Genomic DNA, 13,999 nt, shown 5'->3' with positions numbered 1-13,999 from the left:
CCGCGCGATATGTTCCGTTACTCGTGCGCACCACGCTAGTGGGAGAGCGGACGAAAACCGAGCGCGACTATCGGCGCCGGGCCTCGATCAAGTGTCGGGTGGAGTGGGCGACGAACGGCCCATCGCGCTCGATGAGCTCGTGCAGATCGCGGAGGCGATCGAGATGCCCCTCAGCCGTGAAGCCCGGGACCCACCAGATCACCTTGCGAAGCAGGTAGACCGCTGCGGCGACGTCGTGGATCTCGATCCGCAGGGTGGCCGTGCGCAGGTCGACGATCTGCAGACCGGCAGCCTCAGCCGCGGCGCTCTCATCGTCGTGATGACGACCACGACGCGCCTCCGGCTGCGGACCGAGGAAGAACTCGATCAGCTCGAACGCACTGGCGGGTCCCACGTGCTGAGCGAGATAGGTCCCTCCGTGCTCGAGGACGCGCGCGATCTCGTTCCACCAGATCGTCGCAGGGTGACGACTGGTGACGAGGTCGAATGCCTGATCCGCGAAAGGAAGCGGCGGCTCATCCGGGTCCGCGACCACGACCACCCCGCGCGACTTCAGAAGACGCGTCGCGCGCGTGACGTTCGGCGGCCACGATTCCGTCGCCACCGCGAGGGGAGGGAACGACTCGGCTTCGGCAAGCACCTCACCGCCACCGGTCTGGATGTCGAGAGAGGCGGATGCCGTGCGCAGGCGTTCGGAGAGCAACCGCGCATAGCCCCATGGCGGACGCTCCTCCGTGGCGCGACCCACGAGCCACGAGAAGTCCCATCCCGAGACGTCAGCCGAGGAGCCGTCGGCGATCAGCGCCTCGAAGGAGTCGGGCATCCTCGTGCGTCAGAGCTCCACGGGCGGATCAGGCTCTGCATCAGCCGATTCCGGATGCCGGGCGAGGTTGACGATCGCCGCGACGAGGCCGCCCCACACCGCGACCATCGCCACGATCATCATGACGATCGCTGTCGGAGTCATGCGCCCGCTCCCTTCTCAGTGGTGGCGGTGCCGTCTGCACGCACCGTCGGGATCGACGACGTCTCGGGGTCCGGATCGTAGTGTTCCTCGACGAGGAACTCGTCGTACTCCGGGTCGTCCTTGGCGTGGGAACGGCCGCCCCACGGCAGCGCCGACAGGAGCAGCGCGATCACCACGAGCGCGATCACCATGCCCCAGCCGAACACACCGACGAACCAGACGGGGTATCCCCCGTACGGCTCGGAGATCTTGGAGATCAGCTCGGTGACGAGCAGATAACCGAGAACCAGCGGTGCGAGCGCCCCGACCAGCAGCATCCAGATGCGACCGACCCGGAAGCTCGAGCGCCGGTCGAGATGATCGACGAGCACCGGCAGCTTGTGCAGCAGCCAGGCGACGACGACGACGGCGACGAGCGCCACCGTCATGATGCCGAAGGCGTTGACGAAGGCATCCGCCGTGTCGAGCACGGACAGCGCGGTGGTCGTCGAGAAGAGCGCCATCGAGATGACCGCGAGCGGTATCGCCACCGTCAGGGTCGTGCGAATGCGCGCCCAGCCGAGCTTGTCCTGCAGCGCCGCCACGATCACCTCGAGGATCGAGATGAGAGAGGTGACACCGGCGAACACGAGCGCCCCGAAGAACAGCACACCGATGATCGATCCACCGGCCGCCTGCGACACGATCGTCGGGAAGGCGATGAAGGCCAGCCCGATGCCCGACGAGGCCACTCCCGCGACCTCGGTGCCTTGCGCCTGTGCCATGAAACCGAGGGCGGCGAACACGCCGATTCCGGCGAGGATCTCGAACCCCGAGTTCGCGAACGCGACGACCAGACCAGAACCGGTCAGGTCGGTCTTGCGCTTCAGGTACGACGAGTACGTGACCATGATGCCGAAGGCCACCGACAGCGAGAAGAAGATGTGCCCATAGGCGGATGCCCACACTGCGGGGTCGCCGAGCGCCTCCCAGTTGGGAGTGAAGAAGGCGTTGAGTCCGTCCATCGCGCCGGGGAGGAACAGCGACTGCACCACGAGAATGGCGAACATGACGGTCAGCAGCGGCATCAGGATCATGTTGGCGCGGCCGATGCCGCGCTTGACGCCCAGCGCCATGATCGCGATGACGATCAACCAGACCGCGACCAGCGGCAGGCCGACCTGCGGCACGAACTCGGTCGAGACACCGACCTCGGCGACGTCCGCCGACTTGAGGAAATCGACGAAGAAGAAGTCGTTCTCGTTGCCCGGCCCCCAGGTGAGCTGCGCCGAGAACCACGTGTACATCGCCGCCCACGCGATGATCACCGCGTAGTACACGGCGATGACCACGCAGATCAGCACCTGCCACCATCCGAGCGGTTCGGCACGGCGATGCATGCGGCGGAACGCCAGGGGCGCCGAGCCACGGAACCGGTGCCCGATCGCGTAGTCGAAGAACAGCAGCGGGATGCCGGCGGTCAGCAGGGCGCACAGATACGGGATGAGGAACGCGCCGCCACCGCCCTCGTACGCCACATAGGGGAATCGCCAGATGTTCCCGAGCCCGACGGCGGAGCCGATCGCGGACATGATGAACACGTTCCGCGATCCGAATGCCTCGCGTTTGGGGGTCTGCGTCGTTGCGGTGGCCATGCGGTGAGGATACCGGACTTCGACCGTCGACCTCAGGCGTTCAGCGTCGCGGCCGATTCACGCACTCGGAACCACATGGTGAGTTCCATGAGCGCACGGCCGATCATGTCGTGATCACCCATGCGCAGATCGTCGAAGGAGTCGCGGAAACCTGCCGCATGCTCGGGGTCCGGGGCGACGAGGGCCTGATATCCCATCGTCCAATCCTCGAACCGCCGTTCGTGCAGCGGCTCCTCGATCAGGATGCGGACGTCGGTGTGTCGGGGATCACGGCCGATCATCTCCATCAGCTTCTCGACGTCGTACCGGTCGCCCTCGAGGATCTGAACGAACTCGCCGTTGCGATGCAGAAGCATGCCGGTGATGTCGTGGGCATCGTTGTTCGCGCGACTTGTCGCGAGGAGTTCCGCGAGTTCGCGCTCCCCGAAGGGCCGTGTGGCGGTGCTGCAGTACACGAGGGACAGCAGAGGGTGGTCTTCGGTCATCGGGCATCCTCTCCGGCGTCGGGAACGTCGACCGGGAGGCCACCGGTATCCGCGGCGTCCGTCACGGCCGCCATCGCCCGGTGGTGGTCGTCGTAGTCGCCGACCGGGCGGGATGCGGAGTCGAAGCCGCGCCACGTGCCCTCGGCCCGGCGGTCGACGTAGCCGAGGAACGTTCCCTCCCTGCTGCCGACGTAGAAGCCGTCCGCCACGCTGGCCCACAGGGCCTGGGGGTGGGAAAGAGATGGGGCGTCCATGCTGCCAATTTATCCGCTGGGTGCGCTGGCGCCAGGTGCTCGACAGCGGGATGGATCGGTGGTACTGCGGCCCTCCCGTTGCGAGATTCCGACCCAGTGTTATGGTGTTTATATACAGAGGAGGATGCATGCGGGTAGTGATCTCGACGAGCACGTCGGTGCCGATCTACGAGCAGATCAAGACGCAGACCCGTGCGGCGATCCTGTCAGGAGCAGTCCCTGCCGGAAGTACCCTGCCCTCGCTGCGTCAGCTCGCGGCTGACGTGCGGGTGAGCGTCATCACGGTCACCCGCGCGTACAACGATCTGGTGGCCGAGGGCCTCGTGCGCAATGAGCACGGGCGAGGATTCGTGGTGCGCGACATCGATCCGGCAGTGGCGGCGGAGGAGCTCGAGAAGCGCGTCGACGCAGCGCTGCACGATCTCAGCCTCGCCGCCCGGCACGCCCGCATCGACCTCGACGAGATACACCGACGCCTCGATGAGGCATGGAGGAGTGAGACGGATGACTGATGACACCGCATTGACCGCCGACACGACACCGACCGACGCGATGGTGCAGATCTCGGACCTGCGCGTCGCCCGCCCGACCTTCGACATCCGCGACGTCTCGTTCGCGATTCCCCGCGGAGCCGTGGTGGGGCTCGTCGGCCCGAACGGAGCCGGCAAGACCACCGTCATCCGCTCACTTCTCGGGCTGCTGACCCCGGATGCCGGGCGGATCGAGGTGCTGGGAGAGCCCGCCGGGTCCAGCACAGCACTGTCGAAGACCGGCGTGGTGCTCGACCGTCCCACCGCTGCGGGCGACTGGCGGGTCCGCTCGCTCGGGCGCAGGCTCGCACCCTTCTATCCGGACTGGGATGAGCGGCTGTTCAGTGAACTCCTCGAGAGATTCGACGTGCCTCGTGGGCAGCGCGTCGACGAGCTCTCCCGCGGTCAGGGCGTGAAGCTCTCCCTCGCGTGCGCCCTCGCACAGCGACCGGAACTGCTGGTGCTCGACGAGCCGTCGAGCGGTCTCGACCCGGCGTCTCGTCGAGAGATCGGCGACGTGATCCGACAGTTCATGGTCGATCCCCGGCACGCCGTGCTGTTCTCCACCCACATCACGACCGACCTCGACAATCTCGCCGACGAGCTGATCGTCTTCGTCGGCGGCCGGATCGCCCACCACGGCCCTCTCCTCGACACGAAGGAGGAGTTCGCGATGGCGCGAGGCACCGGCCAGATACCCCAGGGCACCCTCGGTTCTCAGCGGCACGGCGAGCACTGGTCGGGACTGATCCGCATCGACGATTCCGCGATGTTCGGATCGGACGTCGTGATCGATGAGGCCACGATCGACGACATCATCATCCACCTGGCCGCCGAGCACGAGGAGGCAGCAGCATGACTCTCGCATTCACCCGCTTCGACCTGATGTCGTGGTTCCCCCGCCGTCAGACGCTGCTGCCCCTGGCGTTCATCGTCGTGGTCGGCATCCTGCTCCCCGTTCCGGGGATGGCGATCGCCGCCGCGGCCTTCGTCACCTCGCTGATCCTGTCCGCACCGTTCCTCGGCGACGAGCGCGACCACCTCGACACGCTCTACGGAGTGCTGCCGCTGTCTCGCCGAGCGGTCGTCGTGGGCCGAGCGCTGTCGATCCTCGCCTACGGTGTGGTCGCCCTGATCGTCGCGACCGCCGCGATGCTCGGCGTCGCCGCCGTGCGCGGCACCGCGATCACGCCCGAACTGCTCGCGATCGGCTATGCGCTCGCGTTCGCGATCATCGGCCTGTCGCTCGGCGTGCAGCTGCCGGTGCTCTTCCGCATCGGATACTCGCGAGGACGCCTCGTCGTCTACGCGCCGACGCTGCTGATCGCCGGCACGGCGTGGGTGGGCCAGGCCACCGGGATGATCGACGGCGAGGCACTCTCGTCCATCACCCCCGGCCTCGCGGTCGGGGTATGCATCGCCATCGGTGCCGTCGGGATCATCGTCGGCACTATCGCAGCGATCCGCCTCTACGCGACGCGCGAGCTTCGCTGACCCGGCTCTCCTACTCAGCCTCAGGGCGTCGCGGCGGCGAGCTCTTCCCGAAGCAGGGCGGCACCCGCGCTGAGCGCACGCAGCTTGCCGCGCGCGACATCGCGAGGCAGTGGCGCCAAGCCGCAGTTCGTGCTCGGGATGAGCTTGTCGGCGTCGACGTAGCGGAGCGCGTGACGGAGGGTGTCGGCGACCTCTTCCGGCGTCTCGATCTCGTGGTTGGCCACGTCGACCGCTCCGAGCATGACCTTCTTGCCGCGGATGAGTTCAACGAGCTCCAGCGGCACGTGCGAGTGGTGGCTCTCAAGCGAGACGGTGTCGATGCTCGAGCGCTGCAGCAGCGGGAACGAGGTCTCGTACTGCCGCCACTCCGCGCCGAGGGTCGCCTTCCAGTCGGTGTTCGCCTTGATCCCGTATCCGTAACAGATGTGCACCACGGTCTCGGCGCGAAGCCCCTCGGCGGCCCTCTCGAGCACCTCCACACCCCAGTCCCGCACGTCGTCGAAGAAGACGTTGAACGCCGGCTCATCGAACTGGATGATGTCGACGCCTGCCGCTTCGAGCTCCCTCGCCTCCTGGTTGAGGATCTTCGCGAACTCCCAGGCCAGCTTCTCGCGGCTCTTGTAGTGGCGGTCGTAGAGCGTGTCGATCATCGTCATCGGGCCGGGCAGCGCCCACTTGATCGGCTGATCGGTCTGCTGTCGGAGGAAGGCCGCGTCGTCGACGAACACGGGCTTCTCGCGGCTCACGGCGCCAACGATGGTCGGCACGCTCGCGTCGTACCGGTCGCGGATGCGCACGGTCTCGCGCTGGTCGAAGTCGACGCCCGCCAGGTGCTCGATGAATGTCGTGACGAAGTGCTGACGCGTCTGCTCCCCGTCGCTGACGATGTCGATGCCGGCGAGGCGCTGCTCCTGCACGGCGACGCGCAGAGCATCCTGCCTGCCCTCGCTCAGGGCGTCGCCCTGCAGCTTCCAGGGCGACCAGAGAGTCTCGGGCTCGGCGAGCCACGAGGGCTTCGGCAGACTGCCGACGATCGAGGTGGGGAGGATTCCGTTCGTGATCCGGGGGGCTCCGTCGGTCATGCGACAGGCGCCAGGTCTGCTGCGCCGTATGCGGCGGCCCACTGCTCGAGCAGGTCTCCGTGCGGCTGCATCAGGTGCTCGTCCGTGAACCTGCCCTGCTCGGCGGCAAGCCGACTGCGCTCGTCCCGGTCGTAGGCGATCTTCGTCACCGAGTAGTCCTGCTGCTCGAGGGTCGGCTGATAGACGCTCGCCGCGGTCGAGTTCGCGTTGTAGATCTCCGGTCGGTAGATCTTCTGGAAGGTCTCCATCGTGCTGATCGTGCCGATGAGCTGGAGGTTCGTGTAGTCGTTCAGCAGATCTCCGCGGAAGTAGAAGGCCAGCGGCGCGACGCTGCCGCGCGGCATGAAGTACCGCACCGAGAGACCCATCTTGCCGAAGTACGTGTCGGTCAGCGACGAGTCCTTCTGCTCGTACTCGACCCCGAGGACCGGGTGGTGGTTGTCGGTGCGACGGTACGTCTTGCTCGTCGAGACGCTGATGCAGATCACCGGTGACAGCGAGAACCGCTCCCGGTACGCCTCGGAGTCGAGGAAGTGCTGGAAGAGCTTGCCGTGCAGATCGCCGAAATCGTCGGGAAGGGCGAAGCGCCCCGCGGCCTCGCTGGCCGCCGGCAGTCGCACACTGAAGTCGTAGTCGCGCACGTACGACGAGAAGTTGTTGCCGACGATCCCGTGGGTGCGCCTTCCGGTCAGACGGTCGACGATCTGGATGTCGAGTACCTCAAGTAGGGGGAACTCCCGGTCCTCACCCTCCGCGGCGAACTGCACCGCGACCGAGACGATCTCGAGCTCGAGCGTGTAGCGGTCGCAACCCGGATTGTCCCAGCGGGCCAGGTCGTTGAACCGGCGGTCGATCATCGTCAGCGCGTTGCGGAGGTTCTGCTGACGGTGCTCACCGCGCGCCAGGTTGGCGAAGTTCGTGGTGATGCGGGAGTCGTGAGACGGCGAATAGTCCTCATCGAAGCGGGTCGTCGTGATGCGGAACGTGAAGTCGTGTGCCATGAGAGACCAATCGGTGCGCTGATCGGCCGGGCTCGGCCTCGCGAAAGGGGATATCCCCATGGTGCGCTCGAAGCGTCCCCATCGGGTAATGTGCCGCGACTATGCCATGACATAGTCTGAAGCTATGGTCAAGCGTTCGAGCGGCATCACCCTGCAGCAGCTCACCTATTACATCGAGGTCGCCGCAGAGGGGTCGATCAGTGCGGCGGCCGACCTGCTCTACGTCGCGCAGCCCACGATGTCGGCGGCGATGAAGGATCTCGAGAGCAGAGTGGGGCGCGACCTGCTCCTCCGCTCCGCTCGCGGCGTGACGCTCACGACGGACGGTGTGGAGTTCCTCGGCTACGCCAGGCAGGTCGTCGAGCAGGTGGCGCTCCTCGAACAGCGCTATCTCGGCCGTCCGCCGTCGCGACGCCTGCTCGGGGTCTCGACTCAGCACTACTCGTTCGCGGTCGACGCGATGGTACGGATGGTGAAGGCGAGCGAGGCCGCCGAGTACGAGTTCTCGCTGCGGGAGACGCGCACGTGGGACATCATCGAAGACGTCCGGACCCTGCGCAGTGAGCTGGGCATCCTGTACCGCAACGACTTCAACCGCAACGTCATCGACAAGCTGCTCCGCGACTCCGGGCTCGCCTTCCGCCCGCTCTTCATCGCCGATCCGCACATCTTCATCTCCCGTAAGAACCCACTCGCCGCCCGCGACCGCGTGACCCTCACAGACCTCGCCGAGGTGCCGCGGCTCACCTTCGACCAGGGCGCGAACAACTCCTTCTACTTCGCCGAGGAGATCCTCTCCACCCTGTCGAGCACGCGGGAGATCCGGGTCTCGGACCGCGCGACCATCTTCAACCTCATGATCGGGCTCGACGGCTACACGATCTCGACCGGCATCATCAGCGACGACCTCGACCCCGAGATCGTCGCCATTCCGCTCGACGTCGACGAGCGCATCGAGATCGGCTGGATCGGCCACTCCGCGATCCCGCTCACCGAGCAGGCGCAGCGCTACCTCGCGGAGCTGCGGGCCGTCGTGTCGGGATTCGGGGTGGAGCTGCTCGGGTGACGGTCTGGCCCGGGACGGGTCCAGTTCGGTCTCCGTAGGATGAGGAGACCGAACGGGGCCGGCCAGTTGAGGAGATTCGCATGCTGATCGGAGAGGTCGCGGCCCTCGCCATGGTGTCGACGCGAGCCGTCCGGCACTACCACCGCGAGGGAGTGCTGCCCGAGCCGGCGCGCTCTCGGAACGGCTACCGCGTGTATTCCTCTGAGGATCTGATCCGGTTGCTGCGGATCCGCCGAATGATCGGACTCGGCCTGCCGCTGCATCGGATCGCCGACATCCTCCGAGACGATCATGACGATCACGATGACCTCGTCGACGAGCTCGCCGCGCTCGAGTCCGACCTGCTCGCGCAGATGGACCGCATCCAGCAGCAGCTCGACGCGATCCGTGCCGCCCAGACATCGTCGTCGCCGGAGTCGGTCGCGTTGTACGACAGCGATCACGAGGCGCTCCGGGGTCTGTGGTCGCTGCCGCACGTGCGGCGCGTCGAGAGAGACGTGGGACTGCTGCTGCTCTCCGCGGGGAGCGAGCATCTGCGTGAGACGCTGAGAGCCGGGCTCGAGGACCCGTCCCGCTTGGGGCTCGAGGAGCTGGGCGAACTGACCCTACGGCTGGGAGAGATCGACACCGACTCGCCGCCCGAGGACCGCGAGTCCCTGATCGCCTCGCTCGGCAGGATGCTCGAGCAGTGGGCCACTGTCGACGAGGAGCCCCGGCTCACCGCGCTGGTGAACGACTACCTCGAGCGGGTCCTCACCGCGCCGCAGCGAGAGATCGTCACCCGGGCGATCGCGAACTCCGAGATGCGCGAGACGCCTCCGACTTGACCTTGTCGCGGCGATAACGTCGAGGCTCGTCTCATGAGACTCACGATCACCTATCTCGCGTCCTATGTGCTGTCCGTGCTCGGCAACTCCCTCGCGGCGGTCGCCCTCCCGCTGATCATCCTGCAGACCACCGGCAGCGCGCTCGGCGCGGGGACCGTGGCGGCCGCGACCGCGCTCCCCGCGCTGGCGGGCGGCATCGTGATGGGAGTGGTCATCGACCGCGTCAATCGACGCACCTCGTCGATCGTCACCGATGTGATCTCGGGCCTCTCGATCGCGGCCCTGCCCCTGGTCGATCTCCTGACCGGTCTGAGCATCGGCTGGTTCATCCTCTTCGGAGCCATCGGCGCACTCGGAGACATTCCCGGGATCACCGCGCGCGAGACTCTGCTGCCTGCGATCGTGAGCGCCAGCCCGCTGTCATCGGAGCGGCTCATCGGGCTGCGGGAGAGCCTCGGCGCTGCCGCCATCGTCGTCGGTCCGGCAGCTGCCGGCGTACTGACGGGCCTCCTCGACGGAAGCGCGGTCCTCTGGGTCACCGCGGGTCTCTCCCTCTCAGCCGCCGCCGTCACACTGCTCATCCCGCACCATACCGGCGCCGTACCTCCGGTCACCCCCGACACCCGTCGCTCCGTGTTCTCCGATCTCGGAGAGGGTTTCGGTGCGCTCGTCCGCTCCCCCTTCCTGCTGATCCTGCTGCTGATGACCTTCGTCGCGGGCATGGTCACCAGTGCGTTCCAGGGGTTGATCCTGCCTGTGTACTTCACCGACCTCGGCGCACCGGCATTGCTCGGCCTGGTGCTCAGCGCGCTGGCGCTCGGGCTGCTGGGAGGGAGCGCGGTCTATGCGGTGGTCGCCAAGCCCGGGCGCGGACGGCGCGCATGGCTCGGCGGAGGACTCAGCGGCGCGGCCGGCGGCATCGCGATGATGGCTTCCCTCTCGAGCATCCCCACGATCCTCATCGGAGCCCTGGTCACCGGCATCGCCTGCGGGCTCTTCACGAGCCTGGCCGGGGTCCTGATGCTCGAACGGATTCCGGATCGGGTACGCGGGCGTGTGATGAGCGTCCAGAACGCCGCCGTCACGGTCGCCCCCTCGGTCGGCATCTTCGTAGCCTCGGTGCTCACCGAGACGATCAGCGTGCAGATCGCCGCTGTGGTGGCGGCGGCGACCTGGGCGCTCATGGTGATGATCGTCCTCGTGGCGAAGCCCATGCGCGACCTCGCCCCTCGGCCGGCTGAATGAGCGATCCGGGTCTCCCGCTCAGGAGCCGCATCAGGCGCGTGGCGTCAGACCGCGTTCCGCAAGATAGGCGGCAGCGAGCTGCTGCAGCTCGGAGCGTCGGGATTCCCGCATCCGTGCGATGCTCTCGAACACCGAGCGTCCGTCACCCGCCGTCGCCAGCAGGTCGAGATCCGGCTGATCGAAGAACACGTCGTAGAACGGCGAGAGGGTCGCATCCGTGAACTTCGCCTGGCGCGCAATGGTGAACAACGGCGTGCGGAATCGTCCTGCGAAGTGATTGATGTCGGCCCCCGCCTCGATGAGCCGGCGCAGCAACGGAACCTCTGCGGGTACGTCATGCGTACCTCGGCCGAGCAGCGCATGCAGCACGGTGTAGCTCTCGCCCTTCGGCCCGGAGAGGACTGCGGCGTCCGCGCCGTGGTCGAGAAGAAAGGTGCTGATCGCGACCCGTGCCGCCAGGTCGTCATTGGTCGCGGAGCGGTGCAGCAGAGTCTGCCCCTCGCCGAAGTCGATCGCCTCATCGCCTGGTCGGAAGGCGGCGGCGAACTCATCGAACGTGGCGCGCGCGGCCAGATGCCACACCTCGGCGATCATGCGGCGGGGCCCGAAGACTGCTGGACGAGGAGCGACGAGGCGGGTGACATGGCCCTCCAGGCTAGCCGACCGCCGTGGGTGATCGCGCGTCGTCGAGGTGGTGCCGTGCCGCGGCGATGGCTCGCCGCGCATGCTCCTTCGCCCCGACCTGCGCGACCAGCATCGCCCGCGGGATCTCGAGTGCGAAGGGGATGCCGGGCGGCAGCGCGCCGAGGATCTCGGGGATGTCGATGCCTCCCTCGCCCGGGAACAACCGCTCGAAGCGCGCGGTGTGGATCAGCTCCGACGTGGTGTGCGGGATCTCGGCCGGCGCATCGCACACGTGCGCATAGTGGAACCACTCCCTCGGGAGGTCCCGCAACTCCGCCACGCTGGACCTCGACCGAGCGAAATGCAGCATGTCGATCAGCATGCCCGCGTTGGGCTGATCGGCCGCTCGGAGGATGCTCGCGGCTGACGCGAGGTTCGGCGTCTCGGTCCAGGAGGGGAACTCGAGGTCGACCGTGAGCCCGAACGGCGCGGCGAGCTGGCAGAGCTCGGCGAACCGGTCGGTCTTGCGCGCGACGTCGGCGTCAGGTAGCTGCGCGATCACATGGCGCGCGCCCAGCTCGGCTCCCGCTTCGAGGAAACGCAGGTAATCGCGCGGGTTGTCACCGGACGTGATGCGGGCCAGCTCGATGTCGAGGACCTCGACACCGGTGGCGGCGAGATGCGTCTTCGTCGCCCGCATCAGGGCCGGGTCGAACGCCAGCGGATAGTGCGGCTCCTGCGGCGTGACCTTCGTCATCCTCAGACCGACGTAGCGATAGCCGGCGGCGGCCGCGGCGTCGACGAGTTCGGGCGGCGAGAGACTGAGGGCGGTCAGATGGGCGAGCGAGTACTCGTGTCCCGACGACGCGCCGATCTCGGTCGGGCCGCTGGCGCCGGTGCGTATCCGCTGTCGCCGGTGGGCCGCCATCCGCAGCGGCACGGTGAGCGGGTCGCCCAGCCCGTCGTAGTCGCCGATGCGTTGCACCACTTCGAAGAACACGCGCGAGCCCAGGATCTCGGTGAAGAAGTGCAGGAACTCGCCCCGCTCGTCACGGTCGTACAGGATCGAACTGCGACGCAGCTCGGCGAGCAGATCGGCCGGGAGGTCCTCGCGCGCATCCAGATCGTCGTAGTAGTTGGCGGGGATGTCGAGCAGAGGTGCTCCCCGGCGGCGGAACGCCTCGGCGCAGGCCACGACGTCATCGGTCGCGAAGGAGATGAGCTGGGGACTCGACACGGCGGGCGCCCAGTCTCCGCGCCGCAGAGGCGTGGTGCTCAGAGCGATGCGCACGCGCCGCGACGGGTCGTGCGCCGACCAGGTCCGGATCACTCCGAACGGAGCCGTGATCTCGGCGGATTCGCCGGGAACCAGCCCGAGCACGGTGCGGAAGAACAGGGTGGACTGATCGAAGTCGTCGATGGATTCGGTGATCGACACGTGGTCGATGCCGTGCAGCAGGGGCGGCCCTGACGCCAGTGCGCCCTCGGCCGCCTCTGTCTCGCGGAAGTCGCTCACCCACGGTCGCTCCGCTGAGGCGTCGCAGAAGAAGAGGGCCGTGCCGCCGGGGCTCGCGACGGAGTCGAGGTCGGACTCGTCGGAGGCGCGGGGACGAGCGAGCTTCGGCGCCAGCAGGCTCTCGGCTCGCCGCATGGATGCCGACGCATCCGCCGTGTCGACGGCGAGTGCGCTGATCGAGGCGGTCCCTGGCGCGATCGAGCGCTCGGGCGCGAGATTCAGCAGGATGCGGGCATCCCCCTGTTCCCAGAGCTGCACGGGCAGCGAGCGATGCTCCCGTGAATGCAGGAAGCCGAGCGTGGTCAGGGCGCGCGAGACGAGCGGCGCCGACACCTCGTCGACCGCCAACTCCGCGAAGGCGAACCCGGTCAGCTCGGGCGCCGCGGGTATCCCGCCCCCGGCTCCGAGCGGCGCCCCCGAGGCGTTCGCGTTCGCGGAGACGGTCTCCATGAGGGCCCTGGCCGAGCGCATCGCGTCGGTCGCGGTGTGACGCGGATCCTCCTGCTGGTAGACGTCATTGAACACCTCGAGGGCGATGGGTCCTCGGTAGCCCCTGCTGAGAAGACTCTCGAGGAATCCGGCGACATCGAGCGAGCCCTGACCGGGGAACATCCGATGGTGCAGACTCCACTCGCGCACATCGAGGTTCGATCGCGGAGCATCGGCGAGCTGCACGTGGAACACCCGGTCGACGTCGATCGCCGCCACAGCCGACGCGTCGGCGCCGTTCGAGAGCACATGGAAGCTGTCGAGACACATGCCCAGCGCCGGATGATCCACCCGCTGCACGAGGCGCCAGGCGTCATCGTGCGACCGTACCCTGCCCCACGGCACCGCCTCATACGCGAGGCGGATGCCCCGCTCGAGGGCGAGATCGGCGAGCCGACCCAGCTGCTCCGCCGCCCTGCCGTCATCATCGACTCCCTGGGGCGACCTCGACGAGCAGCACACCAGCACCTCCGTGCCGAGGTCGACGAGCAGATCGAGCTTGCGCTGCGCGCGCCGCAGCTGGGCTCCGAACTGCTCCTCGGGCACCGCTTCGACATGCAGCGGCTGATAGGCCTCGATGCGGAGTCCGAGGTCTGCCGCCTCTGCAGCCAGACGGTGGGGTGACCACGACGACATGATGAGGTCGTACTCGAGCAGCTCCACGCCCGTGAACCCCGCGGCTGCCGCGGCGCGCAGCTTGTCGTCGAGCGTGCCGGAGAGGCACACGTGAGAGATCGCGACGTCCTGCACGCCGAGCGCCTGAGTCATGGGATCACCTGAAGATG

General features: G+C 67.5%; 15 protein-coding genes. 6 read left to right on the top strand and 9 right to left on the bottom strand.

Features of this window, described 5'->3' with window-relative positions:
* Nucleotides 1-67 precede the first annotated feature (67 nt).
* The 5 genes from ACZZZN_RS00690 to ACZZZN_RS00670 are packed head-to-tail and all read right to left on the bottom strand — an operon-like array spanning nt 68 to nt 3,340.
* On the bottom strand, nt 68-823 hold the full coding sequence (locus ACZZZN_RS00690) for a class I SAM-dependent methyltransferase (RefSeq protein ID WP_463503346.1): 756 nt from the start codon (nt 821-823) through the stop codon (nt 68-70).
* A gap of 9 nt (nt 824-832) precedes the next feature.
* The gene (locus ACZZZN_RS00685; RefSeq protein ID WP_463503345.1) at nt 833-967 is read right to left on the bottom strand and encodes a methionine/alanine import family NSS transporter small subunit; all 135 of its coding nucleotides are present in this window, start codon (nt 965-967) and stop codon (nt 833-835) included.
* Entirely contained in the window at nt 964-2,601 is a 1,638-nt protein-coding gene (locus tag ACZZZN_RS00680) for a sodium-dependent transporter (RefSeq protein WP_463503344.1), read from the bottom strand. The genes ACZZZN_RS00685 and ACZZZN_RS00680 overlap by 4 nt, the downstream gene beginning before the upstream one ends.
* A gap of 32 nt (nt 2,602-2,633) precedes the next feature.
* Nucleotides 2,634-3,086 (bottom strand): BLUF domain-containing protein, encoded by a 453-nt coding sequence (locus ACZZZN_RS00675; protein WP_463503343.1) that lies wholly within the window; start codon nt 3,084-3,086, stop codon nt 2,634-2,636.
* Nucleotides 3,083-3,340: a hypothetical protein gene (locus ACZZZN_RS00670; protein WP_463503342.1), complete on the bottom strand. Its 258-nt coding sequence runs from the start codon at nt 3,338-3,340 to the stop codon at nt 3,083-3,085. The genes ACZZZN_RS00675 and ACZZZN_RS00670 overlap by 4 nt, the downstream gene beginning before the upstream one ends.
* 128 nt (nt 3,341-3,468) lie before the next feature.
* Here ACZZZN_RS00670 and ACZZZN_RS00665 point away from each other — a divergent pair, with 128 nt between their 5' ends.
* From ACZZZN_RS00665 to ACZZZN_RS00655, 3 genes are read left to right on the top strand one after another with little or no spacing between them, the layout of a single operon-like run.
* Nucleotides 3,469-3,852: a GntR family transcriptional regulator gene (locus ACZZZN_RS00665; protein WP_463503341.1), complete on the top strand. Its 384-nt coding sequence runs from the start codon at nt 3,469-3,471 to the stop codon at nt 3,850-3,852.
* Nucleotides 3,845-4,729: an ABC transporter ATP-binding protein gene (locus tag ACZZZN_RS00660; protein WP_463503340.1), complete on the top strand. Its 885-nt coding sequence runs from the start codon at nt 3,845-3,847 to the stop codon at nt 4,727-4,729. Before ACZZZN_RS00665 ends, ACZZZN_RS00660 begins: the two co-directional genes overlap by 8 nt.
* Nucleotides 4,726-5,364 carry an ABC-2 transporter permease gene (locus ACZZZN_RS00655; RefSeq protein WP_463503339.1) on the top strand — a complete coding sequence of 213 codons (639 nt, stop codon included), beginning with the start codon at nt 4,726-4,728 and terminating at the stop codon, nt 5,362-5,364. The genes ACZZZN_RS00660 and ACZZZN_RS00655 overlap by 4 nt, the downstream gene beginning before the upstream one ends.
* A gap of 20 nt (nt 5,365-5,384) precedes the next feature.
* Here ACZZZN_RS00655 and ACZZZN_RS00650 read toward each other — a convergent pair whose 3' ends face one another.
* Nucleotides 5,385-6,446, bottom strand: coding sequence for a methionine synthase (locus ACZZZN_RS00650; RefSeq protein ID WP_463503338.1), 1,062 nt, complete (start codon nt 6,444-6,446; stop codon nt 5,385-5,387).
* Nucleotides 6,443-7,447 carry a putative oxygenase MesX gene (locus ACZZZN_RS00645; RefSeq protein WP_463503337.1) on the bottom strand — a complete coding sequence of 335 codons (1,005 nt, stop codon included), beginning with the start codon at nt 7,445-7,447 and terminating at the stop codon, nt 6,443-6,445. The genes ACZZZN_RS00650 and ACZZZN_RS00645 overlap by 4 nt, the downstream gene beginning before the upstream one ends.
* Before the next feature lie 124 nt (nt 7,448-7,571).
* Here ACZZZN_RS00645 and ACZZZN_RS00640 point away from each other — a divergent pair, with 124 nt between their 5' ends.
* From ACZZZN_RS00640 to ACZZZN_RS00630, 3 genes are all read left to right on the top strand, one after another.
* Complete coding sequence (locus ACZZZN_RS00640; RefSeq protein WP_463503336.1) at nt 7,572-8,513, top strand: LysR family transcriptional regulator; 942 nt, start codon at nt 7,572-7,574, stop codon at nt 8,511-8,513.
* A gap of 80 nt (nt 8,514-8,593) precedes the next feature.
* Nucleotides 8,594-9,340 carry a helix-turn-helix domain-containing protein gene (locus ACZZZN_RS00635; RefSeq protein WP_463503335.1) on the top strand — a complete coding sequence of 249 codons (747 nt, stop codon included), beginning with the start codon at nt 8,594-8,596 and terminating at the stop codon, nt 9,338-9,340.
* A gap of 33 nt (nt 9,341-9,373) precedes the next feature.
* Nucleotides 9,374-10,585: an MFS transporter gene (locus ACZZZN_RS00630; protein WP_463503334.1), complete on the top strand. Its 1,212-nt coding sequence runs from the start codon at nt 9,374-9,376 to the stop codon at nt 10,583-10,585.
* Nucleotides 10,586-10,615: 30 nt separating this feature from the next.
* On the opposite strand, the gene ACZZZN_RS00625 is transcribed toward ACZZZN_RS00630, so the two are convergent.
* Nucleotides 10,616-11,179 (bottom strand): hypothetical protein, encoded by a 564-nt coding sequence (locus tag ACZZZN_RS00625; protein ID WP_463503333.1) that lies wholly within the window; start codon nt 11,177-11,179, stop codon nt 10,616-10,618.
* Between the two features lie 61 nt (nt 11,180-11,240).
* Entirely contained in the window at nt 11,241-13,982 is a 2,742-nt protein-coding gene (locus ACZZZN_RS00620) for a TIM barrel protein (RefSeq protein WP_463503332.1), read from the bottom strand.
* Nucleotides 13,983-13,999 lie beyond the last annotated feature (17 nt).

This window comes from Microbacterium sp. AC145 (assembly GCF_979258505.1).
Note: the sequence above shows the minus strand (reverse complement) of the source record. Positions and strands in the feature narration are given on the sequence as shown.

Bases quoted from the DNA above. Each gene is read 5' to 3' on its own strand.
- ACZZZN_RS00690 (WP_463503346.1), bottom strand. From the start codon at position 823: ATGCCCGACTCCTTCGAGGCGCTGATCGCCGACGGCTCCTCGGCTGAC.
- ACZZZN_RS00685 (WP_463503345.1), bottom strand. From the start codon at position 967: ATGACTCCGACAGCGATCGTCATGATGATCGTGGCGATGGTCGCGGTG.
- ACZZZN_RS00680 (WP_463503344.1), bottom strand. From the start codon at position 2,601: ATGGCCACCGCAACGACGCAGACCCCCAAACGCGAGGCATTCGGATCG.
- ACZZZN_RS00675 (WP_463503343.1), bottom strand. From the start codon at position 3,086: ATGACCGAAGACCACCCTCTGCTGTCCCTCGTGTACTGCAGCACCGCC.
- ACZZZN_RS00670 (WP_463503342.1), bottom strand. From the start codon at position 3,340: ATGGACGCCCCATCTCTTTCCCACCCCCAGGCCCTGTGGGCCAGCGTG.
- ACZZZN_RS00665 (WP_463503341.1), top strand. From the start codon at position 3,469: ATGCGGGTAGTGATCTCGACGAGCACGTCGGTGCCGATCTACGAGCAG.
- ACZZZN_RS00660 (WP_463503340.1), top strand. From the start codon at position 3,845: ATGACTGATGACACCGCATTGACCGCCGACACGACACCGACCGACGCG.
- ACZZZN_RS00655 (WP_463503339.1), top strand. From the start codon at position 4,726: ATGACTCTCGCATTCACCCGCTTCGACCTGATGTCGTGGTTCCCCCGC.
- ACZZZN_RS00650 (WP_463503338.1), bottom strand. From the start codon at position 6,446: ATGACCGACGGAGCCCCCCGGATCACGAACGGAATCCTCCCCACCTCG.
- ACZZZN_RS00645 (WP_463503337.1), bottom strand. From the start codon at position 7,447: ATGGCACACGACTTCACGTTCCGCATCACGACGACCCGCTTCGATGAG.
- ACZZZN_RS00640 (WP_463503336.1), top strand. From the start codon at position 7,572: ATGGTCAAGCGTTCGAGCGGCATCACCCTGCAGCAGCTCACCTATTAC.
- ACZZZN_RS00635 (WP_463503335.1), top strand. From the start codon at position 8,594: ATGCTGATCGGAGAGGTCGCGGCCCTCGCCATGGTGTCGACGCGAGCC.
- ACZZZN_RS00630 (WP_463503334.1), top strand. From the start codon at position 9,374: ATGAGACTCACGATCACCTATCTCGCGTCCTATGTGCTGTCCGTGCTC.
- ACZZZN_RS00625 (WP_463503333.1), bottom strand. From the start codon at position 11,179: ATGATCGCCGAGGTGTGGCATCTGGCCGCGCGCGCCACGTTCGATGAG.
- ACZZZN_RS00620 (WP_463503332.1), bottom strand. From the start codon at position 13,982: ATGACTCAGGCGCTCGGCGTGCAGGACGTCGCGATCTCTCACGTGTGC.